The sequence below is a fragment of the Nostoc sp. XA010 genome (assembly GCF_020829625.1).
Classification (GTDB): Bacteria; Cyanobacteriota; Cyanobacteriia; order Cyanobacteriales; family Nostocaceae; genus Nostoc.
On record NZ_JAIVFX010000007.1, the window covers coordinates 87,122 to 108,691 of the forward strand.

General features: G+C 41.8%; 18 protein-coding genes. 6 read left to right on the forward strand and 12 right to left on the reverse strand.

All coding sequences use genetic code 11. The features are described from left to right. The first annotated feature begins 40 nt into the window (after positions 1-40). Positions 41-1,165 carry a transposase gene (locus tag LC608_RS12790; protein ID WP_229554093.1) on the forward strand — a complete coding sequence of 375 codons (1,125 nt, stop codon included), beginning with the start codon at positions 41-43 and terminating at the stop codon, positions 1,163-1,165. A 91-nt stretch (positions 1,166-1,256) separates the two neighbouring features. After that, complete coding sequence (locus LC608_RS12795) at positions 1,257-1,940, forward strand: rhomboid family intramembrane serine protease (protein ID WP_229554094.1); 684 nt, start codon at positions 1,257-1,259, stop codon at positions 1,938-1,940. A gap of 213 nt (positions 1,941-2,153) precedes the next feature. On the opposite strand, the gene tnpA is transcribed toward LC608_RS12795, so the two are convergent. After that, a complete protein-coding gene (tnpA, locus tag LC608_RS12800) occupies positions 2,154-2,567 on the reverse strand; it encodes an IS200/IS605 family transposase (protein WP_229553915.1) in 414 nt (137 codons plus the stop codon). Between the two features lie 66 nt (positions 2,568-2,633). Here tnpA and LC608_RS12805 point away from each other — a divergent pair, with 66 nt between their 5' ends. After that, entirely contained in the window at positions 2,634-4,022 is a 1,389-nt protein-coding gene (locus tag LC608_RS12805; RefSeq protein WP_229553916.1) for an RNA-guided endonuclease TnpB family protein, read from the forward strand. 45 nt (positions 4,023-4,067) lie between these two features. On the opposite strand, the gene LC608_RS12810 is transcribed toward LC608_RS12805, so the two are convergent. From LC608_RS12810 to LC608_RS12830, 5 genes are all read right to left on the reverse strand, one after another. Further along, a complete protein-coding gene (locus LC608_RS12810; protein WP_229553917.1) occupies positions 4,068-6,242 on the reverse strand; it encodes a tyrosine-protein kinase domain-containing protein in 2,175 nt (724 codons plus the stop codon). Positions 6,243-6,346: 104 nt separating this feature from the next. Further along, on the reverse strand, positions 6,347-7,705 hold the full coding sequence (locus LC608_RS12815) for a polysaccharide biosynthesis/export family protein (RefSeq protein ID WP_229553918.1): 1,359 nt from the start codon (positions 7,703-7,705) through the stop codon (positions 6,347-6,349). A 210-nt stretch (positions 7,706-7,915) separates the two neighbouring features. After that, positions 7,916-8,638, reverse strand: a complete 723-nt coding sequence (locus tag LC608_RS12820; RefSeq protein WP_229553919.1) for a cyanoexosortase B system-associated protein — start codon at positions 8,636-8,638, stop codon at positions 7,916-7,918. A gap of 171 nt (positions 8,639-8,809) precedes the next feature. Beyond that, on the reverse strand, positions 8,810-9,706 hold the full coding sequence (crtB, locus tag LC608_RS12825; protein WP_229554095.1) for a cyanoexosortase B: 897 nt from the start codon (positions 9,704-9,706) through the stop codon (positions 8,810-8,812). 124 nt (positions 9,707-9,830) lie between these two features. Further along, positions 9,831-11,021: a DegT/DnrJ/EryC1/StrS aminotransferase family protein gene (locus LC608_RS12830; protein ID WP_229553920.1), complete on the reverse strand. Its 1,191-nt coding sequence runs from the start codon at positions 11,019-11,021 to the stop codon at positions 9,831-9,833. A gap of 525 nt (positions 11,022-11,546) precedes the next feature. On the opposite strand from LC608_RS12830, the gene LC608_RS12835 reads away from it, so the two are divergent. After that, positions 11,547-13,100, forward strand: coding sequence for a GAF domain-containing sensor histidine kinase (locus tag LC608_RS12835; RefSeq protein ID WP_229553921.1), 1,554 nt, complete (start codon positions 11,547-11,549; stop codon positions 13,098-13,100). A gap of 267 nt (positions 13,101-13,367) precedes the next feature. Beyond that, positions 13,368-14,786 (forward strand): IctB family putative bicarbonate transporter, encoded by a 1,419-nt coding sequence (locus LC608_RS12840; RefSeq protein WP_229553922.1) that lies wholly within the window; start codon positions 13,368-13,370, stop codon positions 14,784-14,786. 239 nt (positions 14,787-15,025) lie between these two features. Here the strand turns inward: LC608_RS12840 and LC608_RS12845 are convergent, their stop codons facing one another. Both LC608_RS12845 and smpB read right to left on the reverse strand, forming a co-directional pair. Beyond that, positions 15,026-15,322: a WGxxGxxG family protein gene (locus tag LC608_RS12845; RefSeq protein ID WP_229554096.1), complete on the reverse strand. Its 297-nt coding sequence runs from the start codon at positions 15,320-15,322 to the stop codon at positions 15,026-15,028. A 378-nt stretch (positions 15,323-15,700) separates the two neighbouring features. Next, entirely contained in the window at positions 15,701-16,168 is a 468-nt protein-coding gene (gene smpB / locus LC608_RS12850; protein ID WP_100900463.1) for an SsrA-binding protein SmpB, read from the reverse strand. Positions 16,169-16,806: 638 nt separating this feature from the next. On the opposite strand from smpB, the gene LC608_RS12855 reads away from it, so the two are divergent. Then, positions 16,807-17,490 carry a response regulator transcription factor gene (locus LC608_RS12855; protein ID WP_229553923.1) on the forward strand — a complete coding sequence of 228 codons (684 nt, stop codon included), beginning with the start codon at positions 16,807-16,809 and terminating at the stop codon, positions 17,488-17,490. Positions 17,491-17,571: 81 nt separating this feature from the next. Here the strand turns inward: LC608_RS12855 and LC608_RS12860 are convergent, their stop codons facing one another. The 4 genes from LC608_RS12860 to murC form a co-directional block, all read right to left on the reverse strand. Beyond that, a complete protein-coding gene (locus LC608_RS12860; protein ID WP_229553924.1) occupies positions 17,572-18,042 on the reverse strand; it encodes a low molecular weight protein-tyrosine-phosphatase in 471 nt (156 codons plus the stop codon). A 62-nt stretch (positions 18,043-18,104) separates the two neighbouring features. Then, the gene (locus tag LC608_RS12865) at positions 18,105-18,452 is read right to left on the reverse strand and encodes a YbaB/EbfC family nucleoid-associated protein (protein WP_100900466.1); all 348 of its coding nucleotides are present in this window, start codon (positions 18,450-18,452) and stop codon (positions 18,105-18,107) included. A gap of 212 nt (positions 18,453-18,664) precedes the next feature. Continuing rightward, positions 18,665-19,666 (reverse strand): UDP-N-acetylmuramate dehydrogenase, encoded by a 1,002-nt coding sequence (gene murB, locus LC608_RS12870; RefSeq protein ID WP_229553925.1) that lies wholly within the window; start codon positions 19,664-19,666, stop codon positions 18,665-18,667. A 123-nt stretch (positions 19,667-19,789) separates the two neighbouring features. Further along, on the reverse strand, positions 19,790-21,253 hold the full coding sequence (murC, locus tag LC608_RS12875; RefSeq protein WP_229553926.1) for a UDP-N-acetylmuramate--L-alanine ligase: 1,464 nt from the start codon (positions 21,251-21,253) through the stop codon (positions 19,790-19,792). Positions 21,254-21,570 lie beyond the last annotated feature (317 nt).

The following is a 21,570-nucleotide window of genomic DNA, read 5'->3' on the forward strand; positions in this document are numbered from 1 at the left end:
GAGTATTGATTATCTACATGATAAATGGTATCATACCTATATGAAAACCTTGAAGTTTAAACTATACAGTCACAAGCGCAATAAATACCTCAAAGCTAGTATCAATGCTGCTGGAGTTATTTATAATCATTGTATTGCCCTGCACAAGCGGTATTACCGTCGCTGGGGCAAACATTTGAACTGTGCTAAACTTCAAGCTCATATCGCCAAGCTACGTAAGCGCAAAGAGTTTTGGCAGTCCGTGGGTTCTCAGGCAGTGCAGGATATTTGCCAACGCATTGAGAAAGCCTACCAGTTATTTTTCAAACATCATAAAAAAGGGGTAAGACCGCCGAATTTCAAGAAAGTTAAAAAGTACAAGTCATTCACTTTAAAACAAGCAGGTTATAAATTCTTAGGTGGTAATCGGGTCAAGATAGGGAGCCGAGTTTATCAATATTGGAACTCCACAGAGGTAGAAGGAAAAGTTAAGACTTTGACCATTAAACGCACACCGCTAGGTGAGTTGTTTTTGGTCGTTGTCGTTGATAGCATTGATGAGCCAGGAATCAGACTCACGACTGGTAAAATAGCAGGATTTGATTTTGGGCTAAAGACATTCCTCACTTGCTCAGATGGTACAACTATTGTTTCTCCCCAATTCTTCAAGCAATCACTCAATGTCATTAAAAAAGCAAACAGGCATCACTCTCAGAAGTTGAAAGGATCTTCTAACCGGGAACGAGCAAGGAAGAACTTGGTACGCGCCCATGAAGACATATCCAACCGCAGAACTGATTGGTTTTGGAAATTAGCTTTATCCCTAACTAATAGATTTGACGTTCTTTGCTTTGAGACGCTTAACCTCAAGGGCATGAAACGTTTGTGGGGAAGAAAAATTAGCGATTTAGCATTTCAAGACTTTCTGAATATTCTGGAATGGATAGCAAAAAAGAAAGGGAAACTTGTGGTCTATATCGACCAGTGGTATCCTTCTAGTAAAACTTGTTCTTGTTGCGGACACGTAATAGATCCTCTAGATTTATCGGTCAGAGAGTGGCGTTGTCCAAGTTGTCAGTCGATTAATGGACGTGATGACAACGCATCTAAAAACATTCAATCCGTTGGGGCATCAATGGTTGGCTTAGGCAATGTCAGACAGGCTATGCCTGCAATTGCTGTTTGAAGCTAGAATCCCCCGAATAAAGCGCGAGCGCATTCGGGGGAGTATGTCAAAAGCTATATTGCAGTTAGTGAATAAATTAGGAAAAACATTTGTGTTTCCCCTCTACGATGAAAATCCGACGCGAGCCACCCCGTATTTCACCTACGGGTTAATTGGCATGAATATTTTAGTTTTTCTTCACGAGGTGAGGCTGTTAAATGCATCGTCAAATGTACAATTGAATCAGTTTTTAAGTGAGTATGCAGTAATACCTCAACAGTTAACCACCAATTCGAGTGGAGAGTGGATAACGTTATTTACATCGCAATTTTTACACGGTGGTTGGTGGCACTTAATCTCGAATATGTTGTTTCTCTGGATTTTTGGCAACAATATTGAAGATCGATTGGGTCATGTTAAATATCTAATTTTTTATTTAACGTGTGGTGCTTTAGCTGCCTTGTGTCAATGGTTTATTGGCATGAATTCTGAGATTCCTTCCTTGGGAGCAAGTGGTGCAATTTCTGGTGTTCTAGGTGCTTACATTATCCGCTTTCCCCAAGCTAGAGTCATGACCCTAGTATTTTTGGGGTTTTTCATCACCACAATTAGAGTGCCAGCACTAGTAATAATTGGACTTTTTATTGTGCAAAATGTAATTTCCGGTCTTGTTACCCTGCAAACAGCCGCTAACATGAGCGTGGAAACTGGTGGAGTTGCCTACTGGGCACACATTGGTGGTTTTGCTTTTGGGATAATTCTCGCTCCCCTATTTGGGTTGTTTAGGCAGGACTAAGTACAAAATTTCCGAAATCATTAGCGAAACAATTGCTACCTATCAATCGTCTGCGTATCCTCTGCGTTGAAATTTCCCCCTCGATTCACCACGATTTTACTCAAAGCTGTACTAAGCAATTCAAAACTATTCCCTATCGTACCTATGCTGAGAACCTCCGGCTTTCAGCCGGGGGATGAAAGCTATCCGCCTGATTTATCAGGCATTTTAGTTTTAATTGCTTTTTTGATTCTCAATATATTTTCTCACAACTTCTGTACTTGCTGCGCCAGTTGAAGCAACAAAGTAAGTAGGACTCCAGAGGGAAGGAAGTTTTTTCAGGTGCGGGAATTCGCGTCTTAGATGATGAGATGCCCTTCCCTTGATCCATCTTGCTACATCAGCAGGTGATTCATGCGTTGGGACATTCACAAAACAGTGAACATGGTCTGGCATTATTTCTAATACGATAAGTCTCCACCCATGCTCAACTACTAATTCTAATATAATTTCTTGTAAACGCTGTGCTACTTCTTTTATTAGGACAGCTTTTCGCCGTTTAGGAACAAATACAAAATGGTAGTTCAGGGATGAAACTGAGCCACTTGTGCGCCTGTATTCGTAGTCTGATGGTGATAGTTTAGCCACTAATTAAATGTTGTTGACCTAGGTTCTGACAACAATTATACTAAAATACAAAGGAGGTAAAAACAAGTGTATAAAACCTGTTCAATTAGAGCTAAATTCAATGATGAAGAAACAGCCTTTTGGTTAAATCAGTGTGAGAATGCTAATAGCTTGATAAATTGTGCCTTGTACGAAACAAAGAAAATTCATTACGCCAAACTACAAGAAAATGGCAATGCTTTTACTACTTATTGGCGTGGCGATGATTTACGTAGTGGCTGGAAAACTTACAGATGCAGCACAACTTACCCAGAACTAGATTTAATTCTCAAGCAGAGTGTGCATTACAAAGCAATGGCTGCTCAATCAGCACAGCAAACATTAAAGTCCGTAGGTGAGTCGATTACAGCTTATAACGGATTAGTCAAAGCTTATTACAACGGTGAGGTCGATAAACCATCTTTGCCAAAATATCGTAAGAAGGGAGGTCTATCTGCTGTTACGTTTCCGCGTCAGGCTCTAAGTTTTAATGAGGGATACTTTAAGCCTTCAATCAGCAAAGAAAGCAAACCGGAGTTACTGACTGAGATTAAGTTATATCTCCCAGATTTTATTGATTCTGACTGGGTTAAAGAAGTAACAGTACGACCAAACTTTGGGCAATTATGGATTGATTGGGTAATTGAGGATGGCAAAGAACCGATAGAAAATAATCCCCAGTTAGATTACACGCAAGCATGGAGTTTTGACCACGGTGGATCTAATTGGCTGACAGGCGTTTCAACTCGTGGGAAAAGTTTGATTATTGATGGACGTAAGCTTAGATCATTGAATCAAGGATATTCCCGTTTAGTTGCTAAATACAAGCAAGGAAAGTCAGATTTTTATTGGGATTCCAACCTTGATAGAGTGCAACGCAAACGGAATAATCAGATGCGAGATGCAATTAATAAGGCTGCTAGATTCATTATCAACCAATGCCTTAACGACCGAGTTGGCAACATTGTTATTGGTTGGAATACTGGACAGAAGCAAAGCTCGAACATGGGAAAAAGAAATAACCAGAATTTTGTAGTTATTCCCACCAGCCGATTAATTGAGCGACTTAAACAACTTTGCCCGGAATACGGGATTACTTTGACAATTACTGAAGAGGCATATACCAGTAAGGCATCGTTTCTTGATTGCGACTCCCTGCCCAAACACGGCGAAAAGCCGGAAGGGTGGAAAGCTTCAGGGAAACGGATAGAACGAGGTTTGTACAAAAGTCGTGATGGCTTCATTGTCAATGCAGATTGCAATGGAACTGCCAACATCATGAGAAAAGTAGCCACACAGCTAGGGTTAGACTTAGCCAAGGTGGGTAGGGCATCTTTGACAGTGCCACAACGATTTGATTTGTTTACGCGATTAAATAAATCATATCGCAAAGGTTGCGTAGTGGGTCTTTTAGACCCCGTAGCAACATCAGTTTAGAATCCCCCGATTTTCAATCGGGGGAGATGTCAATTGGGAAATATATTAGTTTTTGTTGGCACTTGCTGAAAGTTCTTCTGATTCTTCTGTTTTAGATGTAAATGTTGATGATTCTACGATTTGTTCAGGTAAAGAAACAATGATATCAGTGCCATTGATAATTGCCCCCAATAACCCCAGTTCCGATTCAACCAATTGATCAATAGCTTCACCTAACATGTTCTCTTGTGTATAGTTTGGTCGCGCCACAAGTACCATGCCATCGCTGTAGGGTTGGATTAACAAAGGGTCATTAGATATGCTGAGGGAACCAGTATCTAAAATAACTAAATCAAAACGTTCGCGGACATCCTCCATCAGGCGGCGCATTTCGCTAGATTCAAGAATAGCGGCGGATTGCCGCACAGGGCCAGGGCTGGGTATGATATATAAATTCTCTACATGAGGAACTAAACGAATGCATTCACTTAAGTTAGCGTAATAACGCAGGGGTTCAATAGTGGCGTCGGGGTCAGGAATTACATTCAGTGATGCACAACGGGAAGGCGATCGCAAATCTGTTTCAATAATCAAGGTTCTTTTACCAGCACGAGCTGAAGCTACACCCAAGTTATAAGCACTTGCCGTTTTACCCTCTAGGTTACTGGTGCTAGTAATCAACACCACCTTTAAGGCTTTACCACCAATCCGGCGCAGATTACTACGGAATTTCTCATAAAATTCTAAATAAGGAGAATCAGCAGAAAGTACTACAGGCACTGCATCTTGAGGCAAATCATCAACTGGCATTAAAGGCAATTCTCCCAACAGTGCCACTTCTCGTTGCTTGAGGCTCTCGCGGATATCCTCCCTGGTTTTGAAAGTACCTTCCAGCGCTCCTAACAAAAATATCACCCCACCACCAATTAGCACACCTAATAAACCACCCACAGCAAGGATAATGGGTACACTCTTGGGGGGGTTAAGATCGACAGCGACTGTGGGGCGTCTGGCAATGCTAAGGCTGCTGGTAGTTTCTGCCTCTGCGGTTTTAGCATCGGTTAGCTTCGCCTGCATTTGGTCATAGATGGCTTTTTTAAGCCCTACCTCTTGTTCTAAACGCGATCGCTCTAACTGCTTATTGGGTATTAGAGAATACTCTCGCCGTAGTCGCGCTTCTTGTTGTATTTCTTGCGTTAGTTGTTGTTGCAGCGTCTCCCGTTGGGTTTGCAAAGACACCATTTGGTTTGCCAACTGCTGGCGGGCTGGATCTAAGCTACTTTGGGCGCGAATACCTGCAACACTACCCTGAAGCGGAGCCGCCGTTCCATCGCCACCTAATACTTCCGCAGCCCGTTGTTGCAACAATTCCTCAGCAGCTTGTTTCTGACGCAGCAATTGAACCATCGTTGGGTGTTCCGGTCGTAAATCTTTCCTGAGTACGGCGATTTGCGACTCACTTTGATAAATTTGCGATCGCAAATTGCCAATAATTGGATCAGCGCTCAAAGCAGAAGAAATATAAGCCTGTCCGACTGTTAAGCCTAACTTATTTTGTAAACTTTTAACTTGACCATCAACCCCAGAAATAGTTAATTGAATTTGCCGTTGGAGATTTTGGCTGTTAGTAATGCCATTTAGCAAGCTGCCGTTCTCCGCTGCTAATATTGCCGTTCGCTCTATGCGATCGTACTGTTCCAGCTTCTTTTCGGCAATTTGCAATTCCCGTTTAGCTTGTGGTAAGCGCTCGTTAACCTTTTCAATAATTGCTTGTAATCGCCCAGTATTGATGTCACTGCTCAACTTAATCATTGATTGCATCAATTCAGTCAAGACCTCTATGCCTCGTTTGGGGTCACTATCTACATATGTCAGTTCAAAGATACTCGTTTCTAATTCTCCAGTCTTGGGATTTTTTTTAGGTAAAGAAAGGACAACACTTGAACCAAGTTGTTGCGGTTTGACATTTACTTTCTCTGCCACTGTCGCAAGTATCTGGTTTGATAATAAAACATCCTCATTTAGTTCCTTTCCTTGCTGTTGGATTTGACTACCAGTTGCAGAGAAAGAAACTGGTGGACCAGCATAGGTAAGTGCGGCAGATGCTATGTAGTTAGTCTGTGGTTCTGGCTGCATAGCCACTACCGTTGACCCCACTACGACTAAACCAAAACTAGCTAGTCCAATCCACTTGTATTTTTCAAAAGCAATAAGATAGCGTTTAACAATTGGTGGAGTCATGGCAAGGGCATATAGAATCAGTTATTAGTTATCAGCTTTATATTTGTCACTCTCAGTTTCTCCTCTTTCACATCCGGTAACAATCAGCGAAGAGGTGAGAGTTACTAATTTCGCCTGCCACCGAAGTCGTCAAAAAATCGGAGAAAGGACTGGACATTGAAGAAGGGTTGAGTAATGGTAGTCAAGAAATTAGTAATTTTACCGATGAGGTTCCGACCAACAACAAGAACATCATTATCTTGAAGGGCGACATTTTGAGATGCATCGCCTCCTAGAGCTTTTTTCGCATCAAGTTTCTGGGTAACAGCTTTACCTTGTTCAGGATCAAAGCGAACCAGAGCGATATCTCGGAGATTAGCAGTGTCGAGATTTACTCCTCCCAAAGCATCTACAAAGGTACTCCCGTTAGGTAGTGCTTGAATGGCAAGACCTCCAGCAGCGTAGTTTAAAACCCGGACTCTAATCTGTGGTGTAGCCAAGGATGAACGTGCTACCAAATTACGGTCATAATCGTCATTATTACCAACTTCACGACGGGGGACGAGTATCGCATCTCCGTCTTGTAAGCGTAAATTAGGGATTGAACCGCCATTTTGCAGTGCTGCATATAAATCAATAGTTTGTGAAATCACAGAACCATCGATTAACTTCCGGCGTACTTGCACTTGTCGCAGGTCTGCATTTAAAGTTGAACCACCAGATATTAGTAAGGCATCAGCAACGCGGGGTGTTGTTGAATTAATCGGATAAATTCCAGGTCGAAATATTTCTCCACTAATGGTAACTTGAACTGGTCGCGTTCCTGCCAGGGATACTACTACGATTGGATCGGGTAAAATACTACTTAAACCCAAGCGAATTTTTTCTTGAGCTTCTTCTAAAGTTAAGCCTTGTAATGACACCGTTCCCACTTGTGGCACTACGATGTTGCCTTCTGGACTAATTACAGCTTGAAAACTTAAGTCTTGACGCTGCGTTGCCAAGGCTAAAACTATTACTGGATCAACCACATAACGATTTAAACCCAAGCGAATTTTTTCTTGAGCTTCTTCCAAAGTCAAACCTTGTAAGGAAACTTTTCCCAGTAGCGGCACCACAATGTTACCTTCTGGGTTGATTAAAGCTTGAAAGCTCAAATCTGGAAAGCGCTGCACCGAAACGCTAATTCCATCTCCTATTCCTAAACGGTACGGCCCAGGAGGACGCTGAAGCACAACACCAATCGCATCTCCCGGCCCCAAGAGATAGCGGCTGAGTTGGGGAGAAATTTCGTCATTTGCACCTAAAGGTACAACCTCAGTACCTGGCACAGGCGCAGGGGGTTGCCTTGGTAATTGTCCTTGAGGTGGAAAAGGCTGGGCAACAACAAGCTGGATAGGTGCTGTTAAAAAAACTCCTACTTGAAGACTGACAAAACACAGGGCGCTGAATGCACGCATATAAGAACTTTGATCTATGAACATCGGTGCAGGAAAACTGAGATAAAAATTAGTTGCGCCGAGTGGTAATTTTACTCTAAAAATATCCTAAACGTTTCTTTTATCTGCGAGTATTTTACCAGCAAAAAGTAGAAAAATTTTACCAATTCTAATTTATAACTTCATATTTTTAACCTAAACGTGATTATAGAGATACAACTGAAGAATTTTGTACAAATGCATATGTAACAGACTTTACAAAGAGTCTGCTATTAATTTAGCTTGTACTGTTTCTCCAATAGACTGTGCTAAAGGCCAAGATGTTTCTACCTGCCCCAAAGGTTCTATTGGAATCAGAATACTCACCCCCACCCAAGGAGTGCGTTGCTTACGCCACTGGGCCAATTGATCTACCAAGAACCAGTGGAAAGGTGATGGATTTCCGCCGTCTGGCATAGCGTACCATTGCAAGACAGCGAACGTTTGCTGTGGTGTCACAGCGCGAAAGAACCTAGCTTTTACTTTTGTTTCAACCTTAGATGTCAACTTTGCAGACGGTTTTACAGTAAATTCAGCAGAACGATATTGAGCTATATCCCACTTTCCCCAGCGTGATCTTCCCCAGCCGTTAACGTCTGTCCACTCTACCTCTGGTTGATCCATAGGTCCATTTTGCGGCAGCAAAAGCAAGATTGCCTGGGATTCGGAACCTTCTTTTTTAAGAACCTGCAAAGACCATTTATGTTCGCCAATTTGCTGTTCTACTTGTTCAATAGTTTGCCAACCAGGAAGGGCTAACCCAGTCTTGCGGATCTGTTTTAACTCCTTGAGGGTACTGACAGGTGGCGGCTGTTTCCATTGCCATTGTCCTGTCAGGTATCCGGGAACCCCTCCTATCGCCAACAAGAGTAGCAATAACAAAAGTGCTGCCACCTGGCTCAATTGGTTTTTCTTAAAAAACTTAGAGAAAGAAATCATCAGTAGTAATATTTATAATACTTAGGCAAAATTTTACTTCATAAAATCACACCATGAGTTCAGTAATATTTATTAGTAGAGAAAAAGCAGGGGGCAGGGGGCAGGGGAGGTAGGGGAAGCAGGGGAAGAATTTTTAACTCTTGACAAATGATCAATGCAAATGACAAATGACTAATGACTTTCCCCTTCTTGTTGAGTTTCCAAAGATTCTGAAAAATAGCTATTAATCCAATTCAGTAAGGGCACTAATGACACCAGCATACAAGCTGAATAGAGATCGCCACCCCAACCATCATGTAGCCATTTAAAAGCCGCTTCTTGACCTGTGCCGTGAAAGAAAGTTAGTAAAGTATTACGAATGATATTGGCACAAGTACTAACGATCGCAGCAAGAGATAAAAACGTTATAACTGTGCGACGTGAAGACAAAGCATCTGTCCAATAAAGCAGCATCAAGCCGACGTAGAGAGTAGTAAACAACATTTTCAGCCCTGCACAATAGGGAGCAACTTCTACAATTCGTCCTCCCACGTAGAGATTTATCTCATCTACGGTTACGTCCATACCAAATTGATTCAGTATAAAGCCTGCTGTGCCAGCGATAAAGCTTTGAAGGGGCAAGGTATAGGGAGCAATGAGATAGGGTACTGCCGTTGGGGTTGCCAAAAATACTAGTATCAGAGGGAACCCTTGCGATCGCAAACCTGGTATTCCCTTAAACCACAAGCATAATCCTGCCAGTATAACGGGCAAGGAAAGGTTAACCCACTCTGTAACACCACTAAGATAAAACACTGCCCCGAATAACAACAAAACAGGGCCCAAAGGATGGATGGTATCTGGTAAACGTTTCCACTTTTTCCGGTTCATCCAGCCCAGATAAGCCGCAAATGGTAAACCAATAATCCCGTGGCTGAAATATTCGTGTTCTGTACTGATATTTTTGTTCAGCCAACCATCCAACCAATGTAGCAATATAGGAGCATAAAGCAGCAGCAAAACGCCTAAAATAGCTAGATTTAATAATTCTGAGGCGTTTCTGTTTTTAACCTGTTGCGGTAGTACCATGATTTTCAGTAATTCAAAAACTTTGGTCATTAGTCATTGGTCATTAGTCATTGGTGATTAATTTGAGACAAAGCACAAATGACTAATGTCTAATTGTTAGATGCACATTAGGTATGAATTAACTTCAGGCTATCACGCTACCAAGGTCAGCATGAGAGCGTTTATCTGTTTTAGAAGTTGAGACTGCATGAGCGATCGCTGTTACAACTTCTTTAACTTGGCTACTGGTCAAACCAGGATACATCGGTAATGATAATATTTCTTTTGACAGTTTTTCTGCTTGAGGAAAATCTCCAGGCTGATAACCTAAGTTGGTGAATGCTGGTTGGAGATGACAAGGAATTGGGTAATGAATGCCAGTTTGGATTCCTACATCTGTAAGTTTTTCTTGGAGTTGCTGGCGTTCTATGGGGCAAGAATCATCAACTCTAATGACATAAAGGTGATACACATGGCCTGTATCACTTTGGTTTTCCATAGGGATAATACCAGCAGTTGCCAAGGGTGCTAGTTCTTCATCATACTGCTGGGCAATCGTCAAGCGATCGCGGTTCCATTGTGGCAAATATGGTAATTTCTGGTGCAAGACTGCTGCTTGTAAAGTATCCAAGCGGCTATTTGTACCTGGTTCAGTATGAAAATACTTTTGCGATGCACCATAATTTCGCAAGCGCATCATCTTCTGAGCTACATCTGAATCTCGTGTTAGCAGCATTCCTCCATCCCCAAATGCTCCCAAATTCTTGCTGGGATAGAAACTAAAAGCTGCTGCTATTCCGACTGAACCAGCGTGATATCCGTCTCTTTGGGCGAGGTGCGCTTGTGCAGCATCTTCAAAAATTAGTAGTTTGTAGGTATCGGCAAAGTTCAATAGTTCATGTGGTGATACCATTTGACCATAGAGATGCACAGGAATAATTGCTTTGGTATGAGGCGTAATTGCCTTTGCTGCTTGTTTTAAGTCAATTAAAGCTGTTTGGCGATCGCAATCTACCAGAATTGGCTTCGCGCCAGATCGTTGTACCCCAATCAAGGTTGCTATAAAAGTGTTTGCTGGTAAAATCACTTCATCACCAGCGCCAATATTACACGCTTGCAAACCGAGAGCGATCGCATCTGTTCCTGATGCAACACCAACTCCATAAGCTGCCCCAGACGCTGCCGCAAATGCTGCTTCAAAATCTGAGACTGCTTGCCCTAAAATAAAATCTCCTTGTTCCAATACACATTGGATTGCATGTTGCAATTGCGTTTGAATTGGTTCGTGTTGTAACTTCAAGTCTACAAAAGGAACTCTAATGGTCATTTTATTCATTACCAATTGTCCTCAAAAAAATATTTACTCGCATGGAAAAAATAAAAACCCTACACAATTTTCAGGATAAAATTGTAATAGGTTTAATCTCTTGAATCGAGACTTCTATAAACTATCTAGGATTGTGAGCCATAAATACTAGCTGTTATAAGTAATTATTGCTAGAAAAGATACAAGATTTTAATTTGATCAGTAAATTTACTTTTAATATCCGAGTCAGAATTTTTCCTTCTGTGCATAAAAAATGACAGCCCCTTTGCATTGTATCCTTAGCATTAGCTTACCCTGGCTGAATTCAAATCTAACGCAGTCTGGCTGTAAAATCCCAAGCAACAAAGGTTACACCAGCCTTAAATAAAGAATATTCAGCACCAGTAACCCACTTAATGTAAGAGATAAAAAATTTTTGCTCCAAATTTGTTTGTCAGAGGCAAAATTAGGGAATGCTTAAAAATAGCAATTGATAACCCAGAATAGGGCTTATATCAATTACAGTATCGAGAAATTATTAAGGTAGCAGTGGCAATGGTAGAGCCTGAAAATAAATTATTTGCTCTAAAGGATGGTTGGGACTCTCATGAATCAAGAGAACAACAACGCCTTAAAGCTTTGTCAGATTTAGGTTTGCGGCAACCAGAGACGATTCCGGTTTTTGAAGAAGCCACACAGACTGCTGCCCACTTTTTGGAAGCACCAATTTCCATATTGGGATTTGTGGATCAAGAACGTCACTGGTTCAAGTCGGCGGTGGGCTTATCTAGGCTGGGGCTAATGAATCATTTAGCACAAAGCCGCCAACTGTCACGTCGGGAATCCTTTTGCACTCAAGTAGTAGAAAGTCTTCAAGTATTTGTAATTAATGATACGCATAACCTGACAGACCCAGTACTTGCTAGCAGCAAGTTAGTGCAGGATTATGGTATTCGTGCTTACTTAGGAGCGCCACTGATTGATGCTGAGGGGCATTGTTTAGGTGCATTGGCGGTTATAGATTTAGTGCCGCGCAATTTTACAAACCGAGACATTGAATTTTTACAAATTATAGCTCGTTGGAGCATGAGTGAATTTGAACGTAACCGACTTCTACAACGGAGAGTCGAATCAAGTACACCCGTAATCGCTCCGATATTTTCAATCAATGACGAACGGAATACTGAAATTAAAATCACCCCAGCCACTACAGATAGCGGCTCTGTTTCTACCAAGGAACTGAAACTGGAACTTTTAGATCAGCTAACTCAGGAGTTACGCACGCCCTTAACATCTGTACTTGGTATGGCTAGTGTTTTAGGACGTGAGATTTATGGGCCTTTGACGACTAAGCAGAGAGAATATTTGGAAATTATCCAACATAGTGGTCGGTACTTACTTTCTTTAGTAAACGAAATTACCGAACTAGGAGCTATGGATGAAAATTCAACTGCGCTAAATATAGCTCCTGTGGATATCGAAATGCTGTGTCAACAAGCTATCAATACCCTTGAAGAAGCGGCTAATCGCCGCGAACAAGATATTCGCCTCTCTATAGAACCGGGACGCACTCGCATTTGGCCTTTAGATAAAGACAAGGTGCGGCAAATCCTCTATCACCTGGTTTTCAGTGTGATTCAACTTTCGGCTACAGGTAGCATTGTTCGTATTCATGTTTCTTACAAGGAAGATACGCTCAACATTACTATTTGGGTTTCCCACCCTTGGCTAGGAGACGGTATTACTGAAGTTGATCCCTACTTCCGTCTCAATTCTTTGTCGCTGCTGGAGCTAACAGGTGAAGTAGCAACTTACAATACTCATGGACAAAACCAGGAGCAAGGAGATATTTCATCAGTAGCAGTGGATAATTCAAAAAACTTGAGTGCGAATCACTCAAATTTCTTTGCTGCTAGTTCAGGTATAAATTTAGCTAAATCACATGGAAATATCTCTCGTGAAAGTTTGGGTCTGTTGCTGAGTTGTCAACTGGCAGAATTGCATAGTGGACAAATTTTGATTCAAGGTTCACCAGAATCAGGATATCGTTATGTGCTTTCTTTGCCACTGCAATTAGCAACTCCTTCGCAAGCAATTAACGATGTTTGATTACAGCTAGTAGGGAACATACAGATTACAGATAATAGGGAAATACAAATTAATGCTTTCTTATGTACTAACTAGGTGAAGGGTTAATTTAGGGCTATCTTCACTTAGTATTAGCTGAAGTGCTTAAGATTACAGGTGGTGGCTGATCGCTATGAGTAAGAGCATCATCACTAAACTGCAATTTTCGTTATTACCTTTTTATAGCCATAGGCATTATGATCAATTCCAAGTTCTGCGTCGGCAGGCTAATTGATCGCAATGTTTTTTATGAATTTAGTCTGGCAACGATTTACTTTATCATCTTTCCCGCTCAAAGAATACCTTGCTACCAGTTACGTACATCGTTTTCTGGTGGGACTGTTAAGTTCTTGGCGGCAAACCAGCGTCTTGATTCAGTGGGGAGATGCGATAGCAGCTGCTTTACTCAGTTTAGTATATGCGCTTGCACCTTTTGCTTCGAGTACATTGATAGGCTTGTTGCTGGTGGCTTGTGTAGCATTTTGGCTGTTGTTGACTTTATCTGATGAAGCAACACCAGCAAATGTCTCCTCAGTCACTCCCATTCACCTACTGGTATTGCTCTACTGGGGGGTTGCCGCAATCGCAACGGCATTATCACCAGTGAAAAAGGCGGCACTTAACGACTTGGCAACGTTAACCTTGTATTTGCTGCTATTTGCCCTTTGTGCCAGGATACTGAGGTCGCCTCGCCTCCGGTCTTGGATTATCATCGTTTACCTACACGTATCGTTAATTGTCAGCGTATATGGTTTGCGGCAATGGTTTTTTGGAGCCACAGCACTGGCAACTTGGGTTGATCCAGAATCTCCTCTGTCTAAAACTACCAGAGTCTACAGTTATTTAGGCAATCCCAACTTATTAGCTGGATACCTCTTACCAGCAGTAATTTTTAGCTTAGTGGCAATTTTTGCATGGCAAAGCTGGATCAAAAAAGCCCTAGCATTAACAATGTTAATTGTCAATAGTGCTTGCCTGATCCTCACTTTTAGTCGTGGCGGTTGGATTGGACTAGTGGTGGCAATTTTAGCTGTGATGGCATTGCTAGTTTATTGGAAAAGCGTGGAAATGCCTCCTTTTTGGCGTACCTGGTCGCTACCGATTGTCTTGGGAGGTTTGATCGGGGTATTGGTGCTAGCAGTGATATTTGTAGAGCCAGTACGTCTACGAGTGTTGAGTATTTTTGCTGACCGTCAAGATAGCAGTAATAATTTTCGCCGAAATGTCTGGGATGCTGTTTTCGAGATGATTCGCGATCGCCCAATTTTTGGCATTGGCCCAGGACACAACTCTTTTAATCAAGTTTATCCTCTTTACCAACGCCCTCGTTACACTGCTTTGAGTGCCTATTCGATTTTGTTTGAAGTGACTGTAGAAACTGGCTTTGTTGGTTTAGCCTGCTTTTTCTGGCTAATAATTGTCACATTTAATACAGCATTTCTACAAATGCGACGACTGAGACGATTGAGAAGTGTAGAAGGATTTTGGTTAATTGGAGCGATGGCTATTTTGTTGGGGATGCTAGCTCATGGAACCGTAGATACTGTCTGGTATCGTCCTGAAGTTAATACCCTCTGGTGGCTCATAGTTGCCTTAATTGCTAGCTATTGGACACCCCTAGCTCAAAACCAGACAAATTCATCTAACTCAGAACCAACAGTAAACTAACATGATTAAATTGTCAGTTGTTTTTTACAGAACAACTGACAATTTAATGAATTTTCTATTGTCTAGTACAGGTGGGCGGAAATAAACCTACTATTTCGTTCAACCAGAAAGCACTAAAGAATTAAAGCCTTTTGACTTTTGAGAGGCAGTTGCTTCTCCCAAGGTGAAACGCTGCGCGAACAGCGCTCTTGAGCCGCCCAACACCCTGGCTGGCTCCTTTTGACTTCCGCCTTGCGGTACTAATCTCTGTAGGTAGTGGCGCTTGGAGCATTAGGGTCGCGGTAAGCAGTAGGTTGGTTCTCACTCTTTTTACCACCCAAACCAGCCAAACCAGCTAGACCAATTAATCCTAGCCAACCCCAATCAAAACCGTTGCGATCATTGTTGCGATCATTATTGTAAGTGGTCGTTCCTGACCCAGTATTGGCTCCGGGGTCAGTTGTCGTTTGAGCTTGTGCGGATAGAGTTAAGGGTAAAATTCCCATACTCAAAGTGAGAACGCCAGCACCAATAGCTCTAATGAAATTATTTTTCATAATTTGTGACAATTCCTTATGCCATCCGAAGTTACTCACCACTTTATCAATTCTCAACTTTAAGAAAATCAATCTGCGGCTATAAACTAGGAATTTTCGCAACTCACGCTGTGGACGTACAACATACTTTTTAGAGCAATTCATTTCTCACTCTAATGGTCTATCACATTAATTCTGAGGGGTGAAAAAGTTCGTAGTAAGGACTTTAGTCCTGGATTTTTAAGCACTGAAATGCTTACTACGAACTTATCAAGTTTAATGCGATAGACCAATAGTACAGTAAGGCGTAAATAAACCACCTATTCCAAATCGCCAAAAAGTCTGCCCTATAAGCCTTTTGACTTTTGATTTTTGACTTCCGCCATCTGGTGCTGACGCTCAATAGTTTTTCATTGCCCGTTGAATGTCACGCTGGTCTTGGCGTCGTTTCAGGTCTTCTCGCTTGTCGTGGAGCTTTTTACCTTTACCAAGGGCTATACTCACTTTTACCCAGCCACGTTTGAGATACATTTTCAAAGGAATTAAAGTTAAACCCTGCTGTTCAACTGTGCCAATTAGCTTGCGGAGTTCTTTACGATGCAACAGCAGCTTCCGTGTACGCCGTGGTTCATGATTAAAATATTGTCCACTAGCGTTATAAGGCGAGATGTGGACATTGATCAACCATGCTTCACCATTGCGAAGCAAAGCATAGCCATCTTGGAGATTGACTTTACCCGCACGAATCGACTTAACCTCGGTTCCTGTCAACTCAATTCCAGCTTCGTAAGTTTCTAGAATTTCATACAAATAACGGGCTTGGCGGTTGTCGCTAATAACTTTGTAACTGTCGCTCTTGTCGCTCATTGATAATTTTGTGTGCTTTAAATGTACCTAAAAAATTATTTAGATTTTTTGTTAATTATAGGCTGTATCTTAGAAGCGCTATAAATTATGAACTGTATATCACTAATTTAGCTTTTATTAGTTCACAATTAAGAGTTTTCTGGGAACTTTAAGTTATATGATACCGATTACCTGTGAGTTAGGTAAGACTTGAGGCTTAAGCCCTAAGTCTTACCTAACTTGATTTTGTGTAGTTTCACAAAGAATTGGTATGATGCCAATAATCATTAGTGATTAGATAAAAATTAATTACAAAGGACAAAAAATAACAGATATTTATCCCTACTTAGCTTTTAGTAAATTATTTATTAAGTTAATATTAATTTATACTATGGTAGTATTTACCGTGCTTTATTGATGAGTTGTTACAAACGACAAAGCTTTCTATGCCTCCCAAAGAGAGCGAGTCAAAGGTGAGTTACACTTCTTTAACCTTTTTTAAGGATTTAAGATTTTCTTTATAAATCATCCCTAAAAACATCATTAGGTGGGAATCCTGTCATAGTATGAAACATAAGAATATTATTATTGTCTGTGTTCACTGATGAAGCGCGTAAAAGCAAATTTCTGAGTAAAAAAATGCTAGGGGTGTATTGTCCATGCCCTTGACGATCCTTGTAGTGGATGATGATTTGGGCACTCGCCTGTCTGTTAGTGACTATCTTGAACTGTCTGGCTACTCAGTGATTACGGCTAATGACGGTCAAGAGGCTTTGGTTATGGTGGATAAGCATCATCCAGATTTGATTGTCACGGATATTGTGATGCCACAGATGAATGGCTATGAACTAGTACGTCGGGTACGTGAACAACCAGTGTTTCGGTTATTACCTGTAATTTTATTAACAGCCCGAACTAAGACCCAGGAAAGAATTTTGGGCTACCAGTCAGGGTGCGATTTATTCTTACCCAAACCTTTTGAACTGGAAGAGTTAGCAGCAGCAATCCGCAATCTTTTGGAGCGATCGCAAATTATTCAATCGGAGTATCGGTTTTCTCATAAAGAGAGTTTGGGCATTTCCGCTTCGACAAAAGCCGTGGATGCCCATAATTCTCTTTCCACTCAAATTCAGAAATCCCACTTGCACTCATCCCTAACTCATAGAGAACAGGAAGTTTTAGAGTTATTGACTCATGGTCTTTCTAATGCCGAAATGGGTCATCAGCTACACCTGAGTCCTCGCACCGTGGAAAAGTATGTTAGCAGTTTATTGAGAAAAACCTCAACCAGCAACCGAGCGGAATTAGTGCGTTTTGCGATAAAGCATGGTTTGGTGGAATAAAAAAGTGAGGAGGAGAGACGCGATTAATCGCGTCTGTACAGGAGTGAGGAATTAAAACTCCTAATTTTTAACTCTTAACTCCTAACTCCTAACTTTTGTCAGCAGACCTTCACAAGCATCGATCAGTAAATCAATAACCCGATTAAATCCCTCTTGACCACCGTAATAGGGATCTGGAACTTCCTTCAAGGTGTATCGAGAGCAAAACTCGCACATCAAACGCACTTTATGCTGATACTGCTTAGTTTGATCAAGAGTGAGGATGTTCTCATAATTTTCTTGATCCATCGCTAAAATTAAATCAAAGTCTTGAAAGTCTGACTTTTGAAACTGGCGTGCTCGACCACTTAGTTTAATTCCCAACTTTGTAGCAGCCGCAGCACTCATGCGTCTGTCAGGTGGACTACCAAGGTGATAGCTAGATGTACCAGCTGAGTCACAGAGGATGCGATCGCTCAAGCCAGCCTGCTCAATTAGATGATTCATAATGTTTTCTGCCGATGGCGATCGGCAGATGTTACCTAAGCAGACAAATAGCAACTTGTAAGCCATAGATATTTTTTGTCCTTTGTCATGAGTCAAAAGTCATTTGACCAATGACCAATGACAAATGACTAAAATCCAGGAAGTTCTAGTCCACTGGTCAATTCTTCCATACGTTCCCGCATTGTTGCTGTGGATTTGTTATAGGCTTCTTTCATGGCCACTGTCACCAGATCAGAAAGTACTTCTGCACCTTCTCCTAAAGCATCTGGAGAAATTTCTACTCGCTTGGGTTCTTGGTTACCACTGACAATCACCTTCACCAGGCCACCGCCAGATTCTCCTAGAATCTCCATTTGCTCCAATTCTTCTTGGAGTCGCTTTGCGCCTTCTTGAACTTGCTGCGCTTTCTTAAAAGCGTCAGCCAATTCTTTCATTTTTCCTAAGCCAAAGCCGAATCCTTGTCCTTTACCTGTCATAATTAGTTTTACGCGTATGCGTTGAATAACAAATCAAATTCAATTATAGATGCGGTAAGTAATTTGCCTCTTTTTTTACCAATAATTAATGCGTCATAGAATGGGGAGTGGGGAGTAGGGAGTAGAGAATAGGGTATCAGTTATTTCTCTCTCTGGCTGCCCTGCTTCCCTGTTCCCCCATCCCCCACTTACCACTCCCTACTCCCCATTCCCTATCCACAAGCACCTTGAAACTCTCCGAGCATTTTGACTTCTGGCTCTAAATTAATAGACCAACGTTCTTGTACTTGATGTTGGATATGGCGAATGAGACAGAAGATATCACTAGCTTTTGCTCCACCACGGTTAACGATGAAATTAGCATGGAGTTGTGCTACTTGCGCTCCACCAATTTGGTAGCCTTTGAGACCAGTTTGTTCAATTAACCAGCCAGCACTGTAAGGTTTGGGATTGCGGAACACACTTCCACAACTGGGGAAGTTGTATGGTTGGGTGCTCAAGCGATGCTTTTTGTGTTCTTTGGTGATTGCCACAACTTTTGCTGGGTCTGCACCTGGTGCGAGTTGTAATGTGGCTTGGGTGACTATGCGATCGCCACCTTGCAATAATGAAGTTCGGTAACTATAACCTAACTGATCGGGGGTAAGAGTTTCCAACGTACCATCGGGTGAAAGTACCTGGGCACTAACTAACATATCTGCGATACAGCTATTATGTGCCCCTGCATTCATCACCACCGCACCTCCGGCTGTTCCAGGGATGCCAACAGCCCACTCCAATCCTTGCCATCCTAATTCTGCTGCCGCCAATGCCAAGCTAGGAATTGATTCTCCAGCAGCAACGGTTAATTGACCGGTTTGGGGGTCAAAGTTGCTGAAACGGAGATGACGAGTAGCAATAACTAAGCCTGATATACCGCGATCGCTCACTAGCAAGTTAGAACCTGCTCCCAGTGTTGTCACCTTTAAATTACGTTCTTTTGCGTATTTAAGACTGGCTTGCAGTGCTTCTAAGTTTCGGGGGGCAACATACAAATCAGCTGCTCCCCCAACTCGATAGGAAGTAAACGCTGACAAGTAAGCCTGGGACTTAATCGCACAATCAGTATTGGGTAAGTAAATTACTTCACTCTCCACCGAATTAGTTGTTTGGGGTTTCTTTGTATTCAAAGCAGAAACTGTGCAGACGTTTCCAGCTGCCTGGGAAATGGTCATCTTTACTTTTTTTGGTAAAATTTTTACATTTATTTACCGCAAAGATACGGTAATAGAGTTAACTTATGGAACCGTTGCTAGACGGGTGCTTTGCTCAGAAATAAAACTTCGCAAAGTCTCCACTTAAGATGTGGCTTTAGCAGGTTCGCAAAGTGTCGTAATTATTTCAGGAATCACCTGATTCAAGTTCCCAGCCCCTAAAAACAGCGCCAAGTCTCCTGGGCGTAGTGTTTGCAGCAAGAACTCACACACTGAGGGTAATGTTGGTTGATAAACTACAGGAGAATGCTGTTTAGCAATTTCCGCCGCTAGATGTTCACCAGTAATTTGTCCTAAATTTGGTTCACCTGCACTGTAAATATCAGTCAGCACAACCAAATCAGCATGGGTAAAGGAATCGGCAAATTCTTCTAAAAAGGTGAGTGTACGGCTATAGCGATGAGGTTGGAAGATGGCAACCACTCTTTGTCCTGGTCTTGCTTGTAAGCGGGCTGCGGCAAGAGTAGCGCGAATCTCGCTAGGATGATGAGCATAGTCATCGATGAAGGTAATACCATCGACTTCACCCCGGAACTCAAAGCGGCGTCTTGCTCCCTCAAAGGTGGCGATACCTTTAGCAATTTCTCCAAATTCTAAGCCCAAGACGCGACCAACAGCTACTGCTGCTAAGGCATTGCTGAGATTGTGCCGACTTAGCAGGCGTAACTTCAATACGCCCAAAGCTTTGCCTCTTTCCCAAACTAGAGCCGTGGTGCCATCAGCACGATAATCAATATTAGTAACGCTGTAATCAGCGTCGGTATCTGAGTATAAGCTATAGCTAATTGTGGGTTGCAAGCGATCGCGTACTGTAGCACAATCAATGCTACCTATTAACGTTTTACAACCTTTAGCAAATGTCTGGAAGATGTCAATGACTTCTTCTAGTGTCTCGTAATGGTCTGGATGATCGAGTTCAATATTGGTGATGATACCAATCTCTGGAGCGTGTTTTACCAAGGAACCATCAGATTCATCTGCTTCGGCTACCAAATATTGGCTTTGTCCCAATCGAGCATTACCTTCCCAAGCATTGACTTCGCCACCAACTAAAATCGTTGGGTCTAGACCTGCTTCCAGAAGCATATAGCCAATCATGCTACTGGTTGTAGTTTTGCCGTGTGTTCCTGCGACTGCAATACTGTGGTAATCGGCAATTAAAGCTGCCAGTAGATCTGAACGATGTAAAATTGGACAACCTAATTCTAGCGCTGCTTTGTATTCTAAATTATTCGTGTTAATTGCTGTTGAACAAATGACTTGAGGCAGTATTGAGTTAGTAGCAGTAGGTAATTCTTCTTGCGAATTTAATACTACTGCATTCGCTAATACCTGAGGACGAAAGAATTCGAGATTGCTTGCCTCTTGTCTACTAAAAATATGAGCGCCGATAGATTCCAATTTGTGCGTAATGTGGTTAGGACGAAGATCCGAACCTGATACTGGAAATTGACGCTTGGCGAGAACGTATGCCAGAGCAGACATACCTATACCACCGATGCCAATGAAATGAAATGGTCTACCACTAAAATCTACAGAATTAGTCATTTCTTGCTCCTTTTACACCACACCACACCATAATCACAAATGACACGCGTATCATAACAGGAATTTGATTTTTACCGTAACTGTCCCTTAATCATGTTTATGTTTGATGGCCAGATGATATTTCTGCTCTGGTTTTGCTCGTTCAGAATGATTTTACCTTGGTTGGAGGTTTTTACTATTTCTAAACTGTTTTTAAGATTATTCTGAAAATTTTGGTCGCATCGGGAAAGAAATTCTTGTAATGTCAAATACATCTTTTTGGCTACCTTACTGGAATTGGCTACATCATACATTGTTAGTAAAGCTGATTTTAAATT

Excerpts from the sequence above, each read along its gene's own strand:
- LC608_RS12840 (WP_229553922.1), top strand. The coding sequence starts at position 13,368 with ATGAATTTAGTCTGGCAACGATTTACTTTATCATCTTTCCCGCTCAAA.
- LC608_RS12860 (WP_229553924.1), bottom strand. The coding sequence starts at position 18,042 with ATGGCTTACAAGTTGCTATTTGTCTGCTTAGGTAACATCTGCCGATCG.
- LC608_RS12830 (WP_229553920.1), bottom strand. The coding sequence starts at position 11,021 with ATGAATAAAATGACCATTAGAGTTCCTTTTGTAGACTTGAAGTTACAA.
- LC608_RS12815 (WP_229553918.1), bottom strand. The coding sequence starts at position 7,705 with ATGTTCATAGATCAAAGTTCTTATATGCGTGCATTCAGCGCCCTGTGT.
- crtB (WP_229554095.1), bottom strand. The coding sequence starts at position 9,706 with ATGGTACTACCGCAACAGGTTAAAAACAGAAACGCCTCAGAATTATTA.
- murB (WP_229553925.1), bottom strand. The coding sequence starts at position 19,666 with ATGACCATTTCCCAGGCAGCTGGAAACGTCTGCACAGTTTCTGCTTTG.
- murC (WP_229553926.1), bottom strand. The coding sequence starts at position 21,253 with ATGACTAATTCTGTAGATTTTAGTGGTAGACCATTTCATTTCATTGGC.
- LC608_RS12835 (WP_229553921.1), top strand. The coding sequence starts at position 11,547 with ATGGTAGAGCCTGAAAATAAATTATTTGCTCTAAAGGATGGTTGGGAC.
- LC608_RS12820 (WP_229553919.1), bottom strand. The coding sequence starts at position 8,638 with ATGATTTCTTTCTCTAAGTTTTTTAAGAAAAACCAATTGAGCCAGGTG.
- smpB (WP_100900463.1), bottom strand. The coding sequence starts at position 16,168 with ATGAGCGACAAGAGCGACAGTTACAAAGTTATTAGCGACAACCGCCAA.
- LC608_RS12790 (WP_229554093.1), top strand. The coding sequence starts at position 41 with ATGAAAACCTTGAAGTTTAAACTATACAGTCACAAGCGCAATAAATAC.
- LC608_RS12845 (WP_229554096.1), bottom strand. The coding sequence starts at position 15,322 with ATGAAAAATAATTTCATTAGAGCTATTGGTGCTGGCGTTCTCACTTTG.
- LC608_RS12855 (WP_229553923.1), top strand. The coding sequence starts at position 16,807 with ATGCCCTTGACGATCCTTGTAGTGGATGATGATTTGGGCACTCGCCTG.
- LC608_RS12865 (WP_100900466.1), bottom strand. The coding sequence starts at position 18,452 with ATGACAGGTAAAGGACAAGGATTCGGCTTTGGCTTAGGAAAAATGAAA.
- LC608_RS12810 (WP_229553917.1), bottom strand. The coding sequence starts at position 6,242 with ATGACTCCACCAATTGTTAAACGCTATCTTATTGCTTTTGAAAAATAC.